General features: G+C 73.3%; 14 protein-coding genes and 1 tRNA gene. 13 read left to right on the plus strand and 2 right to left on the minus strand.

Features of this window, described 5'->3' with window-relative positions; translation table 11 throughout:
* Nucleotides 1-3: 3 nt before the first annotated feature.
* Entirely contained in the window at nt 4-2,175 is a 2,172-nt protein-coding gene (locus J0911_RS02020) for a serine/threonine-protein kinase (RefSeq protein ID WP_207273970.1), read from the plus strand.
* Nucleotides 2,172-3,311: a PP2C family protein-serine/threonine phosphatase gene (locus tag J0911_RS02025; RefSeq protein ID WP_207273734.1), complete on the plus strand. Its 1,140-nt coding sequence runs from the start codon at nt 2,172-2,174 to the stop codon at nt 3,309-3,311. The genes J0911_RS02020 and J0911_RS02025 overlap by 4 nt, the downstream gene beginning before the upstream one ends.
* Here the strand turns inward: J0911_RS02025 and J0911_RS02030 are convergent.
* The gene (locus J0911_RS02030) at nt 3,223-4,533 is read right to left on the minus strand and encodes an MFS transporter (protein ID WP_207273735.1); all 1,311 of its coding nucleotides are present in this window, start codon (nt 4,531-4,533) and stop codon (nt 3,223-3,225) included. The two genes, J0911_RS02025 and J0911_RS02030, sit on opposite strands and share 89 nt — an antisense overlap.
* 186 nt (nt 4,534-4,719) lie before the next feature.
* On the opposite strand from J0911_RS02030, the gene J0911_RS02035 reads away from it, so the two are divergent.
* The 3 genes from J0911_RS02035 (at nt 4,720) to J0911_RS02045 (ending at nt 5,846) form a co-directional block, all read left to right on the plus strand.
* A complete protein-coding gene (locus J0911_RS02035; protein ID WP_207273736.1) occupies nt 4,720-4,875 on the plus strand; it encodes a hypothetical protein in 156 nt (51 codons plus the stop codon).
* A 193-nt stretch (nt 4,876-5,068) separates the two neighbouring features.
* Nucleotides 5,069-5,707, plus strand: a complete 639-nt coding sequence (orn, locus tag J0911_RS02040) for an oligoribonuclease (RefSeq protein WP_307864867.1) — start codon at nt 5,069-5,071, stop codon at nt 5,705-5,707.
* Nucleotides 5,708-5,773: 66 nt separating this feature from the next.
* A tRNA-His gene (locus tag J0911_RS02045) sits at nt 5,774-5,846 on the plus strand.
* 66 nt (nt 5,847-5,912) lie between these two features.
* Here J0911_RS02045 and J0911_RS02050 read toward each other — a convergent pair.
* The gene (locus tag J0911_RS02050) at nt 5,913-6,512 is read right to left on the minus strand and encodes a MarR family winged helix-turn-helix transcriptional regulator (protein WP_242636164.1); all 600 of its coding nucleotides are present in this window, start codon (nt 6,510-6,512) and stop codon (nt 5,913-5,915) included.
* A gap of 75 nt (nt 6,513-6,587) precedes the next feature.
* On the opposite strand from J0911_RS02050, the gene idi reads away from it, so the two are divergent.
* The 8 genes from idi to J0911_RS02090 are packed head-to-tail and all read left to right on the plus strand — an operon-like array spanning nt 6,588 to nt 13,584.
* The gene (idi, locus tag J0911_RS02055; RefSeq protein WP_207273737.1) at nt 6,588-7,148 is read left to right on the plus strand and encodes an isopentenyl-diphosphate Delta-isomerase; all 561 of its coding nucleotides are present in this window, start codon (nt 6,588-6,590) and stop codon (nt 7,146-7,148) included.
* The gene (locus J0911_RS02060) at nt 7,145-8,185 is read left to right on the plus strand and encodes a polyprenyl synthetase family protein (protein ID WP_207273738.1); all 1,041 of its coding nucleotides are present in this window, start codon (nt 7,145-7,147) and stop codon (nt 8,183-8,185) included. The genes idi and J0911_RS02060 overlap by 4 nt, the downstream gene beginning before the upstream one ends.
* Nucleotides 8,182-9,072, plus strand: a complete 891-nt coding sequence (locus tag J0911_RS02065; RefSeq protein ID WP_207273739.1) for a phytoene/squalene synthase family protein — start codon at nt 8,182-8,184, stop codon at nt 9,070-9,072. Before J0911_RS02060 ends, J0911_RS02065 begins: the two co-directional genes overlap by 4 nt.
* On the plus strand, nt 9,060-10,721 hold the full coding sequence (gene crtI / locus J0911_RS02070; RefSeq protein ID WP_207273740.1) for a phytoene desaturase family protein: 1,662 nt from the start codon (nt 9,060-9,062) through the stop codon (nt 10,719-10,721). The genes J0911_RS02065 and crtI overlap by 13 nt, the downstream gene beginning before the upstream one ends.
* Entirely contained in the window at nt 10,718-11,071 is a 354-nt protein-coding gene (locus J0911_RS02075) for a lycopene cyclase domain-containing protein (protein WP_207273741.1), read from the plus strand. Before crtI ends, J0911_RS02075 begins: the two co-directional genes overlap by 4 nt.
* Nucleotides 11,068-11,373: a lycopene cyclase domain-containing protein gene (locus tag J0911_RS02080; protein WP_207273742.1), complete on the plus strand. Its 306-nt coding sequence runs from the start codon at nt 11,068-11,070 to the stop codon at nt 11,371-11,373. The genes J0911_RS02075 and J0911_RS02080 overlap by 4 nt, the downstream gene beginning before the upstream one ends.
* A complete protein-coding gene (locus J0911_RS02085) occupies nt 11,363-12,232 on the plus strand; it encodes a prenyltransferase (RefSeq protein WP_207273743.1) in 870 nt (289 codons plus the stop codon). The genes J0911_RS02080 and J0911_RS02085 overlap by 11 nt, the downstream gene beginning before the upstream one ends.
* Complete coding sequence (locus J0911_RS02090; RefSeq protein WP_207273744.1) at nt 12,229-13,584, plus strand: TIGR01777 family oxidoreductase; 1,356 nt, start codon at nt 12,229-12,231, stop codon at nt 13,582-13,584. The genes J0911_RS02085 and J0911_RS02090 overlap by 4 nt, the downstream gene beginning before the upstream one ends.
* Nucleotides 13,585-13,681: the final 97 nt, after the last annotated feature.

The raw sequence follows: 13,681 nt of genomic DNA on the forward strand, positions 1-13,681 counted from the left end.
CGGATGGGTGGCGGCGCGGTGTCGCCCACGCCCGGCCCCGCGGACCGGGCCGCGCCCATGCCGCCGCGAATCCCGCCGCGGGCGGCGACGGCCGGCGTGCCCGGCGGTACCGCGGCGACCAGTTCGTCGCGGCTGAGCATGACCGCCCTCGGTTCGGCCATCGCGACGGTCTCCCGTGACGCCCAGCTGCACAGCACGTCGTCGCACTGGCTGCGCGAGAAGCGCCTCGGAGCGGGGCTGACGATCGTGCCCACGCCCGAGGTCCAGGACCCGATCGCCTCGGTCATGGAGCACCCCGAGCTGGCCGAGGAGAAGCGGTACTGCTCGGCGTGCGGCGAGCCGGTCGGACGGGCCCGCGACGGTCTCCCGGGCCGGACGAAGGGCTTCTGCGCGGCGTGCGGCATCCCGTTCGACTTCGCTCCGTCCCTGTCCCCCGGCGAACTCGTGGGCGGGCAGTACGAGGTGGTGGGGTGCATCGCCCACGGCGGCCTCGGGTGGATCTACCTGGCCCGCGACCGCAACGTCGCCAACCGCTGGGTGGTCCTCAAGGGACTGCTGAACGCCGACAGCACGGAGGCGTACGACGTCGCCGTCGGCGAACGGGAGTTCCTCGCCGAGGTGGAGCATCCGTCGATCGTGGAGATCTACAACTTCGCGCGGCACGCCGGCGCGGGCTACACGGTGATGGAATACGTGGGTGGCCGCTCGCTCAAGGAGCTGCGGGAGGAACGGCGCACGCCGTTCCCGCCGGACCACGCCATCGCCTACCTGCTCGAGATCATGCCGGCGTTCACCTACCTGCACGACCGCGGCCTGCTCTACTGCGACTTCAAGCCGGACAACGTGGTGGTCCAGGGCGACACCGTCAAGCTCATCGACCTCGGCGGGGTGCGCCGCATGTCCGACACGACGACGCTGATCTACGGCACGCGCGGATTCCAGGCCGCCGAGGTGGCCCGGTCGGGACCGTCCGTCGCGTCGGACATCTACACGATCGGCCGCACCCTCGCGACCCTGGTCCTGGACTTCACCGGAAGCACCAGCGTCCACGAGCACACCCTCCCGTCGGTGGAGGAGACACCGCTGTTCGCCCGGCACGACTCGCTGCACCGCTGGCTGGTCAAGGCCTGCCATCCCTCGCGGGACGACCGCTTCCTCACGGTCGAGGAGGCTCGGGTGCAGTTGCTGGGGGTGCTGCGGGAGGTCGTCGCCCTGGAACGGACGGGAAGCGGCGGCGCGACGACGTCGGCCGCCTCGGCGCTGTTCGGCGTGCCGCCCGCCGACGGCTCGGGTGGCCCGCTGCGGTGGGACGAGCTGCCCCCGCTCGCGCCCGACCCCACCGACCCCATGAGCTCGTGGGTCGCGGGCGTGAACCTCACGGATCCCGCGGCACGCATGGACCAGCTCGCGCTCGCCCCGCGGCGCACCGTCGAGGTCCTGCTCGCCGAGGCGCGTGCCGCGCTCGAGACCGGCGACGTGCCGCGGGTGCGCGACACCGTGGGCCAGATCCTCTCCCTCGACCCCTGGGAGTGGCGCGCCGCCTGGATGGAAGGTCTCGCCGGCCTCGCCGAGGGCGACGCCGCCGGTGCCGCCGCGGCCTTCAACGCCGTGTACGGGCAGGTCCCGGGGGAACTCGCGCCGAAGCTGGCGCTCGCCTGCGCGTGCGAGCAGTCGGGCGAGCTGGGGGTCGCCCACGAGATGTACGCCGTCTGCGCCCGTACCGACGCCAACTACACGGGGGCGGCCGCGTTCGGCCTGGCCCGGGTGCGTCTCGCGCGGGACGACCTGGACGGCGCCCTCGACGCGCTCGACTTCGTCGTCCCGACCCGTGGCTCGTACGGCGACGCCCGCCTCGCCCGCGCCCGCCTGCTCATCGGGTCCGGTCGCGGGCTGCCCTCCCTCGCGCAGGCCGCGGAGGTGATCGATGACGCTCCGGTGCCCGCCCGGATGCGCACCCAGGTGGTGGTCGAGGCACTGCAGCGCGCCCTCGACCACGTGCTCCGGCACGGGCCCGCCCCGGGCATCCGCGTCGCGGGCGCGGTGGCCGACGAGCCCGATCTGCGCGATGCCCTGGAGGCGGGCCTGCGCCGGCTCGCCCAGTTCACGGAGAGCCGTCGCGCCCGTGTCACGCTCGTCGACCGGGCCAACTCCGTGCGACGCTGGACGCTGCGATGAGCACTCCTGACGAGAACACCAAGTCACGCTGCCCGCGCTGCGGAGAGCTCTCCGCCCCCGGCGCCCGGTTCTGCGAGCAGTGCGGCTTCGAGCTGCGCGGACAGGCGGTCGAGGGGGACGAGGCCACCGGCGCCCCGCCCACCGAGCCGATCCCGGTCGTCACGGTCGTCGACCCGGACCCCGACTCGTCCGTGACTCCGCCCCCGCCGCGCCTGTCCGCACGCGACCACTTCACCGAGAAGCCCTCCGACTGGGTCGCCGGCGTCTGCGATCGCGGGGTACGGCACGCGCGCAACGAGGACGCGATGGCGCTGGCCGCCGCGGGCCCGGGCTCGGCCAACGGCACCGCGGCGCTCGTGGTGTGCGACGGCGTGTCCAGCGCACCGAACTCCGATGTCGCCTCGCTGGAGGCGGCGCGGGTGGCGCGGGACGCCCTGGTCACGTTCGAACCGGTGGGCTCGCTGCCCGTACGGGGGAAGATCGAGCGCCGGGTCGCGGAGTGGACGCAGGCGATGGTGGCCGCGTCCCGGGCCGCGGGCGCCGCCGTCGTCCGCACCGGCGACGAGATCGCACGCGGTGCCTCGAGCTCGGGGCGCCGCAGTACACCGGCCATCGACCCACCGGCCTGCACGTTCGCCGCGGCGGTGGTGGACTCGGGCCTCGTCGTGGCGGGCTGGCTCGGCGACTCGCGGGTCTACTGGCTGCCCGACGACGGCGTCGCCGAGCAGCTGTCCGTCGACGACTCGTGGGCCCAGGAGATGATGGCGGCCGGCTTCTCACGCGAGCAGGCCGAGCACTCGCCGCAGTCGCACGCCATCACCCGCTGGCTCGGCCGCAGCGCCCCGGACCACGACGCGCACTGCGCGGCCATGCTCCCCGAGGTGCCCGGCTGGGTGCTGGTCTGCTCGGACGGCCTGTGGAACTACTGCTCCGAGGCGGAGCACGTCGCGGACCTCGTGCACCGGCTGTCCGGCGGGACCACCGACCCGTCCGAGACGGCGGCAGCACTCGTGCTCTGGGCCAACGCGGCCGGCGGACGGGACAACATCACCGTGGCGCTGGCCCGGGTGGAGCCTGGTCGTGGTGAGCGGGAAGGGACGGACGCGGAGCCGGCGGACGCGGAGCCGGCGGCCTGACACGCAGGCCCGCGAGGCCGGCGAGCAGCAGGGCGGCCACGTTCACCGCGACGATCACCCGCCAGTCCCACACCGCCAGCAGCGCGGCACCGGCCACCGTGAACACCACCTGGGGAAAGTTCAGGAGGAGCTGGCTGGCCGCCGCCGTGCGCCCCTGGAGGCCCGACGGCGTGACCACCTGGCGTTCGGTGACGTAGGCGACGACGGCCGACGTCGTCCCGAAGCCGAGCGCGAGCTGCGCGACCACCACCAGCGGCACCATCGCCAGCAGCAGCGGCGCGAGCCCCGCACCGGCGAGCAGGATGCCCACCGCGACCACGCGGCCACGCCCCCATCGCAGCATGAGGCGGGGCGTGAGCGCACCCGCCGCCAGCCCGCCGACTCCCTGCAGCACCAGCAGCGGGGGCAGCCACGCGTTGGGGATGCCCACGTCCTCCAGGACCGCGAACACCACGGCGTTGACCAGCCCGATGAACGCGAACGCGACGAGCATGACGTTGGTCAGCGGCCGCAGGGGCGCGCCGGCGTACAACTGACGGAAACCGCCGGCGACCTCGCGCACCGTCACGCGCTGCTCCGGCGGGACCACCGACTCCCCGAACCGCAGGCACGCGAACACCACCGCCGCACCGACGAAAGCCGCGATCGTCGCCGCCACCAGTACGAACGGGCCCGCGAACGCGTATGCGCCCGCCCCGGCGAACGGCATCGCCACCCGGAACACCTGGTCGATCATCGCGAGCCGGGCGTTGGCGTGGCCCAGCGCCTCGTCCGGGAGCAGGTCCTTCAGGAGACCCGACTGCCCGGCGGCGGTCACGTACGCCACCAGCGCGTACAGCACCGTCACGGGATAGATCACCCAGGCGGTCCCGGCGTCGTGCACCCAGAAGAGCGGGACCAGGCACGCGGCGCCCAGGAGGTACGCGCAGGCGAGCAGCTTCCGGCGGGAGACACGGTCGGCGAGGACGCCGAGGAACGGTGAGGCGAGTGCGGGCAGCCCCAGCATCGCGAACGTGAGGCCGCCCGCGGCGGCGTTTCCCGTGAGGTCCGCCACCCAGATCGCCACGATGAGCATCAGCGCCGAGTCGGCGAAGTTCGTGAGCGCCCAGCCGGCCGTGAGCCAGCGGAAGGTCGGGGTCCTGAGGTACTGCGACGGTTCGTGTGCGGCGTGCCCGCCGGGCGGGCCGTCGGCCCGTTGCACGACCGGGGCTGGTTCGGACATGGCTGGACGCCAACAGCAGCAGAATCCGCCACCAGGAAAAAGCCGTGCGCCACCTGCCCGGAACCTGAGAGTGTGCAGTCACACCGCGGTGGCGTCCGCCTGGTCCCGACGACCGGGTGGCGGAGAGGTCCGGCCAGACCTCGCGCCGGCTCGTCCCGGCAGTCCAGCGTCACGAAGGGCACTCACGTGCACACCATCGACTACACCCTCATCCGGGCTCTCCACCAGGAACAGCTCGACCACGCCGAGGAGCTCCGCCGCGACCGGCAGCAGCGCCGCCGGCGCGGCCAGCGGAAGTCCCGGAGCATGCTCCGGTCCCTCCGCCGGAACCCGGCCCGTTGACCCGGCCGCACCGCACGCCGAACCGGCCTGCGGCCACCACACGGCAGCGACACGCCGTCAGATCCTGTTTCTGACGGCGTGTCGCTGTTTTGTGCCGGTGGGGCCCGGGAACGCACCCGGCGCCCGGTCCGACGACGCGCGCCGCACACCGGCAGGCCGTTCCCGCCGGACGGCACGTCGTAGGCTGGGCGCCGTGAGCACCAGCCCCGCCGACCGCATCGTCTGGATCGACTGTGAGATGACCGGCCTCGACGTGAGTGCCGATGCGCTCGTCGAGGTCGCCGCCGTCGTCACCGACTCCGAGCTGAAACCCCTCGGCAACGGGGTCGACGTCCTCATCAAGCCGCCCGCCGAGGCACTCGCGCAGATGGGCGACTTCGTGCGGGAGATGCACACCAGGTCCGGTCTTCTCGACGAGCTGTCCGGCGGCCTGTCCCTCGCCGAGGCCGAGTCCCGGGTGCTGGAGTACGTCCGCGAATGGGTGCCCGCGCAGGGCAAGGCACCACTGGCCGGCAACTCCGTCGGCACGGACAAGATGTTCCTCGACGCCCACATGCCCGAGCTCGCGAACCACCTGCACTACCGGATCATCGACGTCTCCTCCGTCAAGGAGCTCGCCCGCCGCTGGTACCCACGCGTCTACTTCGCGAGCCCCGACAAGGACGGCGGCCACCGGGCGCTCGCGGACATCCTGGAATCCATCGACGAGCTCCGCTACTACCGCGAGGCCCTGTTCCCCCCGCATCCCGGGCCGGACTCGGACACGGCCCGTGCGGCGGCGGCCCGCGTGAAGGAGACGTCGGTCACGAAGCAGCTACCGAACGCCGATTGAGTTCGGGCGGCGAGCCCGACCTCATGTATGCTTTTCGTCGGCCGCCGGTGTTGACCGGCGGGCATGGTGGGTATAGCTCAGCTGGTAGAGCATCGCGTTGTGGTCGCGAGGGTCGCGGGTTCAAGTCCCGTTACTCACCCCGGTGAAACGGCGGGTCGGTCCTGGTTCTCCAGGCCCGGCCCGCCGTTTGCGTCGTGCGGGACGCTCATGGCGCGGGCAGCGGGCCTGCGCCGTCCGGCCCGGCCTCCGAGAGTCCCACGCCCGCGAGCTCGGTGTCCGAGAGGTCCTCCAGGAACCGCGCGACGAGCACCCTCTCGCGCGAGCTCAGTCGGGCGACGACGTCGAACCGCCGGGCGTGCGCCTTGCCCACGGACTCCCGTGCGGTGCGCCGCGTCTCCTCGGTCACCTCGATGGCCAGGCTGCGCCGGTCGGTGGGGTGAGCGAGCCGTCGGATGTGCCCACCCGCCGCCAGCCGGTCGAGCATCTTGGTCGTCGAGGCGGAGGAGATGCCGAGGTGCGCCGCGACCGCGCCCGGGGTCGCGATCAGCCCGTGGTTCTGCGTGGCGATGACGAAGCGCAGTGCGCGCATGTCCGTCTCACCGAGCTTCATGTACCGGCTGGAGGCCTCGCTCATCCGCCGTTCGGTCTCCCGCCAGCGGTGCAGGCCTTCCAGGACACGAACCACCTCGTCGAGCTCCCGGTCGTCGAGCCCGGCCCGCTGCACGATCTCCTGGTCGGGATCCATCACGCGAGGATCGAGCATCGAGGGCCCGCTGCCGTCGCCGCTCCGGGATGCACGGATCATACTGGAATTCTACTAGCCTGAATTCTTACTTCCTGTGCTTAAATGTAGCCAGGCTAGCTACCTGGACGGAGAACCATGGTGACGGAGAAGGTGGTCCTGGTGGACGAGGACGGGACCCCGATCGGAACGGAACTCAAGGCGACCGTGCACTCCGCCAGGACGCCGCTGCACCTGGCGTTCTCGTGCCACGTGCTGGATCCGGCCGGCCAGGTCCTGGCCACGCGCCGCTCCCTCGGCAAACGCACGTGGCCGGGAGTGTGGACGAACTCGTTCTGCGGCCATCCGCAGCCCGGCGAGCCCATGGAGGACGCCGTCGTCCGCCGCGCCCGCGACGAGCTCGGCCTGCGGATCCGCGACCTGCGGGTGGTGCTTCCCCGGTTCCGGTACCGCGCGGTCGACGCGGCAGGGGTCGTGGAGAACGAGTTCTGCCCCGTCTACGAGGCGGTCACGGACGAAGGCCCCCGCCCGAACCCCGACGAGGTGGCGGAGATCGCCTGGCCGGCTCCGGCGGCGCTCGGGGCGGCGCTGCGCGGCGCTCCCTGGGCGTTCTCCCCCTGGTTCGTGCAACAGGCCCGCGAGATGAGCCTCTACGCCGCTCCCGGCGACGACGGGCGGGGCGGGGTGGTATCCCGATGACCGAGATGCTCACGCGTGACGCCGTGGACACCGTACTGACCGACTTCTTCGAAGGTCGCATCCGGCGTGCGGACGCGCTCGCCGAGCACTACACGCTGCTGTGGCAGCGGCTGGCGCGGTCGAGCCTCGGCGGGAAACGGCTGCGGCCGCGCCTCCTGCTCGACACCCACCGCGCGTTCGGCGCGCCGTACCCGCAGGACGCCGCGGTGGCCGCGGCATCCTTCGAACTGCTGCACACGGCGCTCCTGCTGCACGACGACGTGATCGACCGCGACCTGAGCCGGCGCGGACGGCGCAACCTCCCGGCCGAGTTCGCCGCCGACGCCACCGAGTCGGGACTGCTCCCGGAGGCCGCACGGTCCTGGGGCGACGCGTCCGGCATCCTGGGCGGGGACCTGCTCCTGAGCGCGACCTACTCGCTGCTCGCCCGGGTCCGGCCGGCGGTGCGCGGGGAGCTGACGGAACTCGTCGACGAGCACCTGTTCCGAGCTGCCGCGGGCGAGCACGACGACGTGGCGTTCGGCCTGGGCACCGCGTCCGCGACGACGGACTCCGTGCTGCGGATGATGGCGCACAAGACGGCCGGCTACTCGTTCGCGGCACCGCTGTGCGCGGGAGCGGTGCTCGCCGAGGCGGGCGACGGGGCGTCGGCGGACCTGGAGCAGGTGGGCGTCGAACTCGGCGTGCTCTACCAGCTGCGCGACGACGTGCTGGGCGTGTTCGGCGACTCCCGCACGGGCAAGAGCACCCTCAGCGACCTGCGCCAGGGCAAGCGCACCCTGCTCGTCGCCTTCGCCGAGGGACATCCGGAGTGGATCGCCGTACGCCACCTGTGGGGCGACCCCGACCTCGACGAGCCCGGTGCCGAGCTGCTCCGGTCGGCCCTGGTGGCCTCCGGCGCGCGGACGGCGATGACCGAGCTCATCGAGACCCGGCGGCAGGAGGCGGTCGCGACGATCGGCGGGACGGCACTGCCCGCCGGTCTGCGAAAGGATCTCGCCGGCCTCGCCACCCGGCTCACGGAGCGTGCCGCGTGAACCCGTCGTCCTCCCTCGCGCTGTACTCGGCGACGGCCCACGCCGCGGCCGCTCACGTCATCGCCGCCTACTCGACGTCGTTCAGCCTTGCCACGCGCCTGCTGCCGGCCCCGGTACGGGGCATGATCCAGGACATCTACGCTCTCGTGCGGGTGGCCGACGAGATCGTGGACGGCCCCGCGCACGAGGCCGGACTCCTGGACGGCGCCTGCCGCGACACCCTCGACGCGCTGGAGGCGGAGACCCTCGCGACCCTGCGCGGCGGCTTCAGCGCCAACATCGTGGTGCACGCCTTCGCCACGACGGCCCGGCGCGTCGGCATCGACGAGACGCTCGTCCGCCCGTTCTTCGCGTCCATGCGCCGGGACCTCGACCCGGTCGCGTCGCTCAGCGACGAGGAGTACCGCGCCTACGTGCACGGGTCGGCCGAGGTGGTCGGCCTGATGTGCCTGCGTGCGTTCCTGCACGACCACCCCGTGCCCGACGGCGTCCGCGGGCGCCTCGAGGAGGGCGCACGCCGGCTGGGTGCCGCGTTCCAGAAGATCAACTTCCTGCGCGACCTCGGCGACGACGAGAACCGCCTGGGACGGACCTACTTCCCCGGTACCGGGCCGGAGCGGCTCGACGACGCCCACAAGGCACGGGTCGTCGCGGACGTCGACGCCGACCTCGCAGCCGCGCGTGCCGTGCTGCCCCTGCTGCCGCCGGGTCCGCGGCGCGCGACCGCGCTGGCGACGGCACTGTTCACGGAACTGAACGAACGTCTGCGGCGGACGCCGGCCGGCGCGCTGCGGACCCGGCGGGTGTCCGTCCCGGCCGCCGTGAAGGCTCGCATCGTCGCGACGGTGCTCACCCGCACGCAGACGGGCGAAAGATGGGTGGCATGAACGACGACGGGGTGCGCGGACAGCGGGTGGTCGTGATCGGCGGCGGATTCTCGGGTCTGGCGACCGCGGCCCTGCTGGCCCGGGAGGGGGCGCACGTCTCGCTGTTCGAGGCGCGCGAGGCGCTCGGCGGCCGCGCGGGGAGCTGGGAACGGGACGGCTTCCGCTTCGACACGGGCCCGTCCTGGTACCTGATGCCCGAGGTGTTCGACCACTTCTTCCGCATGCTCGGCACGACGGCCGACGACGAGCTGGACCTCGTCCGGCTCGACCCCTCCTACCGGGTGTACTTCGAGGGCACGGCCGAACCCTTCGACCTGCCCGCGTCGGGTGCCCGCGAGGCGCTGCTGGGGCTCGACCCGGCATCCGGCCGGCGCCTGTCCGCGTACCTCGATTCGGCGGCCATCACCTACCGCCTGGCCACCCGGCATTTCCTGTACTCGACCTTCACCTCGCTGCGTCCGTTCCTGGACCGGGAGGTGGTCCGGGGGCTGCCCCGCCTGCTGCGGCTGCTCGCCGAACCGCTGGACCGCTTCGCCGCGCGGCACACGGGCGACGACCGGGTCCGGAGGATCCTCGGCTATCCCGCCGTGTTCCTCGGCACCTCACCGGGCGCCGCCCCGAGCATGTACCACCTGATGAGCCATCTGGACGTGACGCAGGGCGTCTTCTACCCGCGCGGCGGACTCACCGCCGTCGTCGACGCGACCGCGGGTCTGGCCCGCCGCGCCGGGGCCGAGCTGCTGACGGACCACCGCGTCGAGCGGATCGTCGTCGACGGCGGACGAGCGACCGGGGTCGAGGTGTCCCACGCGGGGCGCACCCGCGAGGTGGCGGCGGACGTCGTCGTCTCCACGGCCGACCTGCACGTGACCGAGCACCGCCTGCTCGATGCCCGGCACCGTAGCCGCTCGGCGCGCTGGTGGCGGCGCCGTGATCCCGGCCCCGGCGCGGTCCTGGCCCTGCTCGGCGTGCGCGGTGAACTGCCGCGGCTGGCGCACCACTCGCTCCTGTTCGCCGAGGACTGGGATGCCGGCTTCGACGCGATCTTCGGCGGGCGGCGCGAGGTCCCGAACCCCGCCTCCCTCTACGTCTGCCGTCCGAGCGCGACCGACGACGTGGCTCCTGCCGGTCACGAGAACCTGTTCGTCCTCGTCCCGGTGCCCGCCGACACCTCGATCGGCTCGGGCGGGGTCGACGGCGGCGGGGACACGCGGGTGGAACGCATCGTCGACGACGCGATCGCGCAGATCGGCGCCTGGACGGGCACCCCGGACCTCGCCGACCGGGTGGTGGTACGGCGCACCATCGGCCCGGCCGACTTCGAGCGCGAGTTCGGGGCGTTCCGCGGGGGCGCCCTCGGCCCGGCCCACACCCTGCGGCAGAGCGCGCTGTTCCGCGGCTCGAACGCCTCGGCCCGCGTCTCCGGCCTGCTGTACGCGGGTGCGACGACCATTCCCGGTATCGGGCTGCCCATGTGTCTCATCAGCGCGGAACTCGTGCTCAAGCGCCTGCGGGGCGAGACCGGCGCGGGCCCGCTCGCCGAGCCCGGACGCGCCCCGGGATCCACGTCGGCGGCCGACCGGCCGGTGACGGGACGGGGCCGGGCCCACGTCCCGGACGACCGGACGGCGGGAGCAGAGGCCTCATGAGCTTCGCGTATCTGGCCGTCCTGCTCGTCAGCGCCGGGTTCGTCCTGCTCCTGGACGCGAGGTTCCGCCTGTTCTGCTGGCACGCCCCGGCGCGGGCCGCGGGCGTGCTCCTGATCGGTACCGCGTTCTTTCTCGCCTGGGACCTGGCGGGCATCTCGTTCGGCGTGTTCTTCCACGGCGGGACGTCGTACATGACCGGTGTCATGCTGGCACCGGAACTGCCGTTGGAGGAGCTCGTGTTCCTCCTGTTCCTGTGCGAGCTCACCATGGTGCTCGTCCTGGGGGCGGGCCGCGTCCTGCACCGGGTGGCGGCGCGGTCCGAGGTGCGGAGGGAGGACCTCGCGCGATGACGTACCTCGTACTCTGCGTCCTGTTCCTCGGCGTGGCGACGGGGCTGGCCGCCGTGGTCCGGTGGGCCACCGGCCGCAGGACGCCGTGGCGGCGGACCGCGCTCGCCGCCGCCGTCCTGCTGCTGCTGACCGCCGTGTTCGACAACGCGATGATCGCCGCCGGACTGTTCGCGTACTCGGACGCGCACATCTCGGGTCTTCGGGTGGGGCTCGCGCCCGTGGAGGACTTCGCGTACCCGGTCGCCGCCGTCGTGCTCCTGCCGGCGCTCTGGTCGCTGCTCGGAGGCGACGATGATCACTGACCTCCTTCGCGCTTCACGGCCCCTGAGCTGGATCAACACCGCGTATCCGTTCGCGGCCGCGCACCTCCTCGCGACACGGGAGATCGATGCGGCGCTGGTGGTGGGGACCGTGTTCTTCCTTGTCCCGTACAACCTGGCGCTCTACGGCGTCAACGACGTGTTCGACTACGCCTCGGACCTGAGCAACCCGCGCAAGGGCGGCGTGGAAGGAGCGCTGCTGCCGCCGCGCCGGCACCGGACCGTCCTGGTCGCGTCGGTGCTCGCCGGTGTCCCGTTCCTCGTGCCGCTCGTGGCCCTCGGACCGCCGTCGTCCTGGGTGGCTCTGACCGTCAGCCTCTTCGCCCTGGTCGCCTATTCCGCGCCGCCCTTCCGGTTCAAGGAGATCCCGTTCCTCGACTCCCTGACGTCCAGCGTGCATTTCGTGAGCCCCGCGGTCTACGGCCTGACGCTGGCCCGGGCGGAGTTCGACCCGGGGACACTGGCCGCGCTCGGCGCGTTCCTCCTGTGGGGCATGGCCAGCCATGCCTTCGGCGCCGTCCAGGACATCGTGCCGGACCGGGCCGGCGCCATCTCCTCGGTTGCCACCGCGCTCGGCGCCGCCCGCACCGTGCGGTTCGCGCTCGTGGCCTGGACCGCGGCAGGGCTGCTCGCCCTGACCACGACCTGGCCCGGGCCGCTCACCGCGCTGCTCGCGCTGCCGTACCTCGCCGCCGCCCTGCCGCACGCGCGTCTCGACGACGCGCACTCGGCACGGGCGAACCGGGGCTGGCGCCACTTCCTGTGGATCAACTACGCCTGCGGCACCGCACTGACGATGGTCCTCATCTGGTACGTCCTGCGCAACGGAGGTATGGCATGACGAGCGGAAGACCTCTGACGTGGTCGAGCGTGGTGGAGCACCCCGTGCCCGAGGTGTTCGCCTGGCACGAGCGTCCCGGTGCGGTCGTGCGCCTGACCCCGCCGTGGGTACCGGTGCGGGTGCTGCGCGAGGCGCGGTCGCTGTCGGACGGGGAGGCCGTGCTGGGGCTGCCCCTGGGCCTGAGGTGGGTGGCCCGGCACTCCGACGGGCACCCGCCGCGGCAGTTCGTGGACGAACTGGTCTCGGCGCCCCTGCGCTGGGTGCTGCCGTGGCGGCACACCCACTCCTTCGACGACGAGCGCGGCCGCACACGGGTCACGGACACCGTGGAGACCACGGTCCCACGCGCGCTGCTCCGGAGCATGTTCGCCTACCGGCACCGGCAGCTGCGCCTGGACCTGGCGGCGCAGGCGGCCGCCCGCGGGCAGGGCGACCGACCGCTGGTCATCGCCATGACGGGCAGCAGCGGATTGGTCGGCAGCGCGCTGGCCGCCTTCCTCACCACGGCGGGTCACGGCGTCATCCGGCTGGTGCGGGGAACACCGCGCGGTCCGGGCGAGCGCCGCTGGGACCCCGATGCGCCCGCGCACGACCTGCTGCGGGGCGTGGACGCGGTGATCCATCTCGCCGGCGCCTCCATCGGCGGCCGCTTCACGGCCGCACATCGCGCCGCCGTCCGGGACTCGCGGATCGGGCCCACCCGGGCACTCGCGCGGCTTGCCGGCCGCACCCCGGACGGCCCCGCGGTCTTCGTGTGCGCCTCCGCCATCGGCTACTACGGCGCGGACCGCGGAGACGAGGTGCTCGACGAGTCGAGCGCGCGGGGTGACGGCTTTCTCGCCGACGTGGTGGCCGACTGGGAGGAGGCCACCGCCCCGGCCTGCGCCGCCGGGGTGCGCGTGGTGAACGTCCGCACCGGCCTGGTGCAGTCGCCGCGAGGTGGGACGCTGCGCCTGCTCCGGCCCTTGTTCACGGCAGGGCTCGGTGGCCGGCTCGGCGACGGGCGGATGTGGCAGTCGTGGATCGGCATCGACGATCTGGTGGACGTCTACCACCGGGCCCTCTACGACCCGGAACTGGCCGGACCGGTCAACGCCGTCGCGCCGGAGCCGGTACGCAACGGCGCCTACACGGCGACGCTCGCCCGGGTCCTGCGCCGGCCGGCCGTCCTGCCGGTGCCCTCGGTGGGGCCACGACTGGTGCTGGGACGCCAGGGCGTGAGCGAACTCGCCGAAGCGAGCCAACGGGTCTCCCCCGCCGTGCTCGGGTCCCGGGGCCACCGGTTCCGGCACACGAGCCTGGAGCCCGCACTGCGGCATCTGCTCGGCCGTGACCCGGCGGGCGCGGACTGATCCGCGCCACCACGGGAACCCCGTCGAAGCCCGCGCGGCCGACCGTGGACGGTGAACCGGCGCCGGACGGGTGACCGTGTGCCCGCGGGCACGGGTG

The sequence above is a fragment of the Myceligenerans salitolerans genome (genome assembly GCF_017349295.1).
Classification (GTDB): domain Bacteria; phylum Actinomycetota; class Actinomycetes; order Actinomycetales; family Cellulomonadaceae; genus Myceligenerans; species Myceligenerans salitolerans.

Excerpts from the sequence above, each read along its gene's own strand:
- J0911_RS02020 (WP_207273970.1), top strand. The coding sequence starts at position 4 with ATGGGTGGCGGCGCGGTGTCGCCCACGCCCGGCCCCGCGGACCGGGCC.
- J0911_RS02025 (WP_207273734.1), top strand. The coding sequence starts at position 2,172 with ATGAGCACTCCTGACGAGAACACCAAGTCACGCTGCCCGCGCTGCGGA.
- J0911_RS02030 (WP_207273735.1), bottom strand. The coding sequence starts at position 4,533 with ATGTCCGAACCAGCCCCGGTCGTGCAACGGGCCGACGGCCCGCCCGGC.
- J0911_RS02050 (WP_242636164.1), bottom strand. The coding sequence starts at position 6,512 with ATGATCCGTGCATCCCGGAGCGGCGACGGCAGCGGGCCCTCGATGCTC.
- idi (WP_207273737.1), top strand. The coding sequence starts at position 6,588 with ATGGTGACGGAGAAGGTGGTCCTGGTGGACGAGGACGGGACCCCGATC.
- J0911_RS02060 (WP_207273738.1), top strand. The coding sequence starts at position 7,145 with ATGACCGAGATGCTCACGCGTGACGCCGTGGACACCGTACTGACCGAC.
- crtI (WP_207273740.1), top strand. The coding sequence starts at position 9,060 with ATGGGTGGCATGAACGACGACGGGGTGCGCGGACAGCGGGTGGTCGTG.
- J0911_RS02075 (WP_207273741.1), top strand. The coding sequence starts at position 10,718 with ATGAGCTTCGCGTATCTGGCCGTCCTGCTCGTCAGCGCCGGGTTCGTC.
- J0911_RS02080 (WP_207273742.1), top strand. The coding sequence starts at position 11,068 with ATGACGTACCTCGTACTCTGCGTCCTGTTCCTCGGCGTGGCGACGGGG.
- J0911_RS02085 (WP_207273743.1), top strand. The coding sequence starts at position 11,363 with ATGATCACTGACCTCCTTCGCGCTTCACGGCCCCTGAGCTGGATCAAC.
- J0911_RS02090 (WP_207273744.1), top strand. The coding sequence starts at position 12,229 with ATGACGAGCGGAAGACCTCTGACGTGGTCGAGCGTGGTGGAGCACCCC.